This window comes from Kosakonia oryziphila (assembly GCF_900094795.1).
Lineage (GTDB): Bacteria > Pseudomonadota > Gammaproteobacteria > Enterobacterales > Enterobacteriaceae > Kosakonia > Kosakonia oryziphila.
This window is the reverse complement of record NZ_FMBC01000059.1, coordinates 22,361-29,313: the sequence shown is the minus strand read 5'-3', so window position 1 is coordinate 29,313 and position 6,953 is coordinate 22,361. Positions and strand designations below refer to the sequence as shown.

The window sequence follows — 6,953 nt, the reverse complement described above, 5'->3', positions numbered from 1 at the left end:
CGTAACCCGATGAAAAATGGTGGAAACCTCATTTTGCAGATGGGGGTTCCCCAGCAGTCGATCCACCCGCTTTATTTTGTTTTTAACTGATGCAGTTCCAGTCAAATGACGTCCGATACTGGTAAGCGTAAGGGATGCGCCATTTATTACAGCACTGGTTGCGTCAATCAGTGCTTTTTGACGGTAAAGATGCAGGGGCTTCAGTATATTCTTAAGAAATTTTCGGCATAATGAACGCGCAGGCATAGTGGTGATTTCCTTGAAATTGTTAGCACAATCAATTAGATCACATCACACTATGCCTGTCCCATTTTTCTGGGGATTCCCCAGGGGTAAACCCCGTTTTTTTACCTTCTTCAGTAAGTTAAATCAAAATCGCCAATAATGCAGATTGTTGCAAACGCAATTAAACTTGATAAATATCAACATTTAGAGCATATTTAGCACGTTTTGTTACTTTCTGGTTAATGTTTGTTATGTCGTTATATCAAAAAATGTTGGTTTTCTACGCTGTGATGGCGCTGATTTGCGCGCTGATTACCTGGTTCCTTTCTCATGACCGTAAACGCATTCGGTTGCTTAGCGCCTTTCTGGTCGGCTCCACCTGGCCAATGAGTTTTCCCGTGGCGTTGTTGTTCTCGATTTTCTGATCATAAAGCGTGACGAATAAAACGATATCCTGTTGAAAATTAGGGCAACATATTAACTGGATGTTTACCTAAGGACAGGAGGCATGCGTTGGAACTCTACACAAAACTGCTTATCTTCTACGTTGTAATAGCGGTAGTTTCCGGTATAGCAACGTACTTTCTGGCCCGTGACAGCCGCAAAGTCCGGCTCCTCAGCGCAGTACTTGTTGGTGCGACCTGGCCCATCAGTTTTCCTGTCGCGTTACTGTTTTCACTCTTTTGATCGCCATCTCTCCCTTTTATTGGGGAACTGTATATAATTACAGTAGTCCGATAAAAGGGAAACCTCATGAACACATTCTATTCACTTTATGCTCAGGGGCAGGTGCGTTGGCACGATCTGCCGGGGCACGGCGATCCGCTGGTGTTTATCCACGGGCTGGGCTGCGCATCATCGTTTGAATATCCGCGTGTGGTTGCCGATCCCGCATTTGGTGGCAGGCGCGCCATCCTTATTGATTTACCCGGTAGCGGTTACAGCGAACGGCCAGCCAGTTTCTCCTATCGCACCAGCGAGCAGGCGAAAGTGGTGGTGGAACTGCTGGATAAGCTCGATATGCAGGCTTTCTGGCTCTACGGCCACAGTATGGGCGGCAGCATCGCCATTGAAGTGGCGGCGCAGCTAGCGGAGCGTGTTAACGGTCTGGCAGTCTCGGAACCCAATTTTTATCCCGGCGGTGGTATGTTCAGCCGCCAGATTGCCAGCCAGGATGAAGCGGGGTTTGTCACCAGCGGTTACGCGGCAATGCTGGCACAGGAGAAAACCGCGTGGGCCGGGTGCCTGCAAAGCAATGCGCCGTGGGCAGTCTGGCGTGGGGCAAAAAGCCTGGTCGACGGTATCGAGCCAACATGGATGACGCTGTTTGTCAATTTATCGCGGCCAAAAACGCTGATCTTTGGTGCGCTTTCGCTGCCGGATGCTGACGAAGAGGCGGTTCGAAAACAGGGGATCCCGGTACAGGTGATTGCTGAGGCGGGACATTCGATGTCCTGGGAGAAGCCCGCCGCGCTGGCGCAGACGTTAAATCGCTTTATTACTGAATACGAATAAAAAAACCCGGCGCGTAATACCAACCGGGTTTCTGCTTTTACTGCATTCGTTTTAGCTTACGGCAATAAAGACTTCAGCTTCCTGCGCGCCGCCGGGGTGATATCCAGCGGGTGGCGGTAGCCAATATTTTCCGTTGCCCGGTGATAGAGCGCAACCAGCCAGTCGTAAACATAGCGGGTGGCGGCGTGAACCGGCTGCTCGCTCAGCCGGGTTAAGCGCGTGTTGCTCGCTTCCACCGAACCGGTAGCGAAAATGGCGCAACCTTTCTGCACGCGGCTGGCCGGGCGATCGGCTTCCGCCACCGATGCATAACCGAGCCAGGCGACAAAGTTACCAATCGCAGCATGCAACTGCGCGGCGCAAGCAGTATCACGCTGCATGATGGCCTGCAGTTGCTCCGGCAGATGCAGGCGGTAGCTACTGACAATCACAATTTCCGTCATCTGGCGCAGGGCCGCCGGGGTGAGTCCAAGACGCGCGGCATTGTCGTCGTTGCGGCTCCACTGGCGAACATGGTTAACCCACAGCGCATGCGCCTGCTGACCGACATCTTTGCTTTGCGGCTGCTGTTCCGTGTTGTCCGGCGATTCGGCAAACAGATCGATTGCATCATTAAATAAGCCGCTGACTTTCTCTTCGCGCGGCTGTTGTACTTTCCACAGCGTGTCGAACTGCTGCATATCCGGCTGCAAACCTTCCAGCAATTCACCGTGACGGGAAGCCTGCCCCTGCAATTCGCGCACAACAGCTTCAGCGCGGGTACGCTGGGTGGTCGCGTCCTTCTCCGGGCTGACAAGCCATGTTTGCAGCAGTTCGCGCAGTGCATGATGATGGCGCTCTGCCAGCGCTTTCAAACGCTGTTGACGCAGATCCGGCGCGGTAGCCTGCGCTAACCATGCCAGCAAGCGTTGCAGACTGCTGGCATCCAGCGCTTGCAATGTGCCCCAATGCTGGCCCGGTTTGCCGATCAACTGCTGGACGGCTTCATCCAGGTTCTGCGCCAGCGTAAAACGCGCATCATGTGGCGTAATAGCCCAGACCAGGCCCGGCAGAGCGGCCTCCTGGCCTGATTGCGTCTCTTTTACCCAGTTGAGCAGGGCGCGGGCAGTGGCTGCGGTGGTCGAACGCTCCAGCGTGGCGTTGCAGATCATCAGCACATCCGGCTGTAAACGCTGGCGATAGCTCTCCAGCAGCCAGCGGCATTTACTACGCCAGAGCGGTTGACCGTCCTGCGGGCCGGGTGTCGGGATCTCAAGAATATCCACCGATGGCAACGCACTGTTTTCCACCGGCAGCACCAATTCGCGGGTGATCAGCGCCAGCGTCGCCAGCGGAATACTGACCGCATTGAGTCGTTGATCGTTGGCCCAGGGATGTACCACCACTTCATCATGAATCTCTGCGTTGCCGGGGTCCGCCGGGGTTAAAAAACCTTCTGTCGGCAAGGCGAAGCTGTCGACCAGAACACTTAACGGCGCGGCCAGTTCGCTGGCATTACCGGTCTGGTGCAGGATGTGCGCCAGCGCCAGCCAGTGCTGTGTCAGTTCGTGTTGCTCGCCCCATAATAACGACCACGCGCTGGCGCGCGCGCTGAGATCCAGTTGCGGCAACAGGCTGGCGAACTGATACCACAACGCATCGTCCATTTGCTGCTGCGACGAAGGCGTTATCGAGCGCCAGAAACGGGCAATACCGCCAATCTCTTCGGCGGTGATCCCAGGTACCGGATTCGGCTGGCGCAGGGTGCGCCATTTCGCGACCCGGCTTTCGATAACCGCTTTATCGGCCGCGCGCAATTCCGGCTGCTGCCGGGAATGGGCAATGAACAACTGCACCAATTCGGCTTCGCTGATAATGCGTAAACAGAGCGGAAAACTGTCGTCCATCGGCGAGTGATCCGGGCTGAAACGCAACGCCATGCTGGTCAGCGCGTGACCCGGATTGATGTGGGTAAAGTAATCCAGCGTTTTGTCGCCCGGGCGCACATCCAGCCTCCCGTTACCGCTGCCGCACAGCGCGCCGAGCAGATGGGCTTTCGCCGCCTGCGAATGGCCATACAGGCCGATGGTGCAGGGCGCGTCAACGGCGTCGCGCAGCGCGGTTTCACCGGCGGCGGCAGCATTCAGGCGTGCCAGCAGCGCGTCGGCATCATCATCCAGCAGCGGTGAAAGTCTCCGGTTCTCGTTAATCCATGCGCTCAACGCCTGGGTGGTGTTTACGCTCGCACTCATTTCAGATACACACTCCCGCTGTCGATCCAGTAGTGACTACCGCTATGGCGGCGGTCGGCCAACGTATTCAGTTTAAAAGTTAATGCGTCGGCAGGCACCGGCGTTCCGTCCTGCAACCAGGCCTCGCTCAGCGTGAAGGATTCCGGGCCGTGATGTTTGTTGCCGCCGCTAAAGGCAAGACGCACGTTTAATACGCCATCGCCAGCGATGGTTTTCGCCAGATCCTGCGAGTTAATGCTCAGTGTGTAGAGCGGCGTGGCAGGCCAGCGGGCGTTAGCTAACTGGCGGAACCCCAGCGTCACATTGCCGCGCAGCGGGAAGTGCAGCCTGGCATCGAGCTTGGCGCCCGGTTTATCGAGATCAATATCGTGATACCAGATGTTTTCATCGCGCAGTGTGTTAACCACGTTATCCAGTACACCAAGGTAGCGCACAGTGGAATAAGCACCAATGTCAGCAGCCTTGAAGTTAAAGCGCGGCAGACGCAGATCCAGCGCCAGGCTACACAGCATCGCACCGACCGCCGCGGTTGATTTCGGGTTACCGATTTTGCCCTGCTGGCTGAAGGGATACCACTCATGTACACGGTATTTATCCAACCAGATCATGCGGTTAACCGGAACAGGCTGTAAATGGCGGATCAGCGCCTGCACGCCCGGCAGACAACCCGGACGACCAGTGATCAGCAACACGTCGCAACTGTAGTGGGAAATGGCTTCGCACACCGCATGCAGCGGAGCGGTAAGCGTAAATTGCCCGTTCAGCATCGCATCCTGCAATTCGCGGAAATTGACCTGCAACGGCACGGAAAGCACGTCGAACTCCGCTGAGCCGGACGGCAAGGCATGCTCGATCGCCTGACGCAGATAATTCATCACATTACGCGTCGGCTGTTGCTTAAGCAGTTCGCCAAAGGTCGCATGCAATCCGGCCAGCGCATCGTTGATATCACTCTCTTCCCAGGCAGCAAGGATTGCATGGCCGATCGGCATAAACAGTTGCAGCGTGGTCTGCTGGCGCAACACCGCCTGCGTATCAATACGCCCGGAGTCGCCAAACAGTGTCGCCATAATCGCCGCCGCATCGCTGATGCCCGCTTTTTGCATTTGCGTTTGCAGCGCAGGCAGCACACAGCGCTGGATAATATCCAGCAGGATGTCATCACCCGCCACTTTAAACCCTTCGCGAAACAGCAGTTGCGGGGTGATTTTGACGTTACTGCCGGTGCCATCGTCAAGCTGATAATGGGTGATCGCCATATCGGTGGTGCCGCCGCCAATATCGACAGAGGCAACGCGCAGCGAACGGCCTTTTACTGCGCCGGGGGCTTCTGCGCGATCCGGGCGGGCGAGGGAAGCAAAGAAGGTTTCCGTCTGCCCGGCAAAACGAGAGATCGCTTCGTTATACAGCCACACCAGTTGTCCGCAGCTCGCTTCGTCCCACTCCATCTGAATATGCGGAACCGGCACTACGCTCTTTTCCTGTTGCTTGCGGTTGGCGAAGTCTTCATCCTGCGGATGCCAGCCCATCGCTTTCCACACCAGTGCGATCGCTTCAAACATACGACGGCGGAAGATTTCACGCTCCTGCTTCGGCATGGCGGAAGGCAGGGTCAAAATAATGGTGCGCAACTGGCGTGGAGACGCCGGGAAACCGAGGCGCAAACGCGTCGCCACGCTGTTAATTTGCCCCAGCGCCTGCGACAGCAATTCACACAACATATGGGTCATCAACGTGCTGCGGCTATACTGCGGCGAGAAGACCGGCAAACGCTCATCAAGCGGCAGGCTGTAGAGCGGTTGGCCTTCATCGTTCATCAGGTTCATCAGCGGGAAAGCGGTAGCCAGCGGTTCGCGCTGTGTTTTGCTGTTCATCTGGCTAAAGCGCCAGTCCTGCAACACCGGGGTTTCATCCCACAAATAACGGCGTGGGCTGGAGATCCCGCTGTTGCCTTCAGTGCCGACGCGCTGCATCGCCAGTTTGCGCGCTTCATCGCCGACGCGCACAATCGACGGCCAGACGAATGCATCTTCACGCCCGCTCTCCACCGAGAAGTGCTGTTTACCAAAACGCGCTTCCGAAAATTCCAGCCGGCTGGTAAATAACGGTTCGTTAAGGAATTGCGGTTCGCTGAGCGATCGCACCTGTAACTCTGCCGTCTGGCGCAAACCATCGTTGGCATCGCCATGATCTTCAATGATCACGCCGCAGGTGTGGGTGTTACCGACATCGAGAATCAGATCGACCGGAATCGCCGGGGTGCTCAGCGTGTGGGTGACAATTTTGACTTCTGGCACCTGCAATTGTGAGCCGAGCAGGGTCATCAGGTTAAGCCAGTGCGCCTGGTATTCAAAACCGCGCAGCGCTTGCGTGATTTCACGTTCGCTGCGGCTTTCATGTTGCGAAATATAGTGTAAGAAGGCTTCCCGTAGCCAGCCGTCAACCCAGGTTTGATCAAGGAAATCGGCGACTTCATCATCATGCCAGGCCAGCGCAAAGCGCGTACCGTTAAGGATATCGTTCTCCAGTGGGGCCAGAGAAGCCGGAGAGTTGTCGTTGATCTGGCTGTCGAGCGCCAGTGCAATGCGGTGCGTATTGCCCGCGCTGTCCGGCTCGCTCAATTTACGGATCTGCACTCGCGCCCAGTTATCCGGCCCTTCAACAAAAGTACGCGGCGGGTTAAAGCGCAAAAAAGGCACCGGCAGCCAGACGCCATCAAGGATCGACAGCGAATACTGCAACAAGTGGGTGCTTTCAGGCTTGACCACTTCCGGCTGACCGCCATCACGGTTCGGCAGGGTATACCGCTCGTTTACCACATCAAAATCGAGTCGCAGCAGCGGACCATTGGCCGTTTTACGCACAAAACGGCCGCTGTTGGCCGAATCCTGCGGCGTCACACCAAAATCAAGAAACTGCACGCCGCTGTTAGCAATCAGCGTTACGCTCTGTTTGTAGTCGCAAAGATTAACCAGCATAAAC

5 protein-coding genes and 1 pseudogene are annotated in these 6,953 nt (G+C 56.0%); 3 read left to right on the top strand and 3 right to left on the bottom strand.

The window, feature by feature from the left end; translation table 11 throughout:
• Window positions 1-246 (bottom strand): annotated as a pseudogene (locus tag GA0061070_RS21215) (IS4-like element ISEc60 family transposase); the annotation flags it as partial.
• Between the two features lie 230 nt (window positions 247-476).
• On the opposite strand from GA0061070_RS21215, the gene GA0061070_RS21210 reads away from it, so the two are divergent.
• From GA0061070_RS21210 to GA0061070_RS21200, 3 genes are all read left to right on the top strand, one after another.
• On the top strand, window positions 477-650 hold the full coding sequence (locus GA0061070_RS21210; RefSeq protein WP_064569008.1) for a GhoT/OrtT family toxin: 174 nt from the start codon (window positions 477-479) through the stop codon (window positions 648-650).
• A gap of 88 nt (window positions 651-738) precedes the next feature.
• Complete coding sequence (locus tag GA0061070_RS21205) at window positions 739-912, top strand: GhoT/OrtT family toxin (RefSeq protein ID WP_090138185.1); 174 nt, start codon at window positions 739-741, stop codon at window positions 910-912.
• A 66-nt stretch (window positions 913-978) separates the two neighbouring features.
• Window positions 979-1,740: an alpha/beta fold hydrolase gene (locus GA0061070_RS21200; RefSeq protein ID WP_090138184.1), complete on the top strand. Its 762-nt coding sequence runs from the start codon at window positions 979-981 to the stop codon at window positions 1,738-1,740.
• 56 nt (window positions 1,741-1,796) lie between these two features.
• On the opposite strand, the gene GA0061070_RS21195 is transcribed toward GA0061070_RS21200, so the two are convergent.
• Both GA0061070_RS21195 and GA0061070_RS21190 read right to left on the bottom strand, forming a co-directional pair.
• Window positions 1,797-3,971: a virulence factor SrfC family protein gene (locus tag GA0061070_RS21195; protein ID WP_090138181.1), complete on the bottom strand. Its 2,175-nt coding sequence runs from the start codon at window positions 3,969-3,971 to the stop codon at window positions 1,797-1,799.
• Window positions 3,968-6,949, bottom strand: a complete 2,982-nt coding sequence (locus tag GA0061070_RS21190) for a virulence factor SrfB (RefSeq protein ID WP_090138189.1) — start codon at window positions 6,947-6,949, stop codon at window positions 3,968-3,970. Before GA0061070_RS21190 ends, GA0061070_RS21195 begins: the two co-directional genes overlap by 4 nt.
• Window positions 6,950-6,953 lie beyond the last annotated feature (4 nt).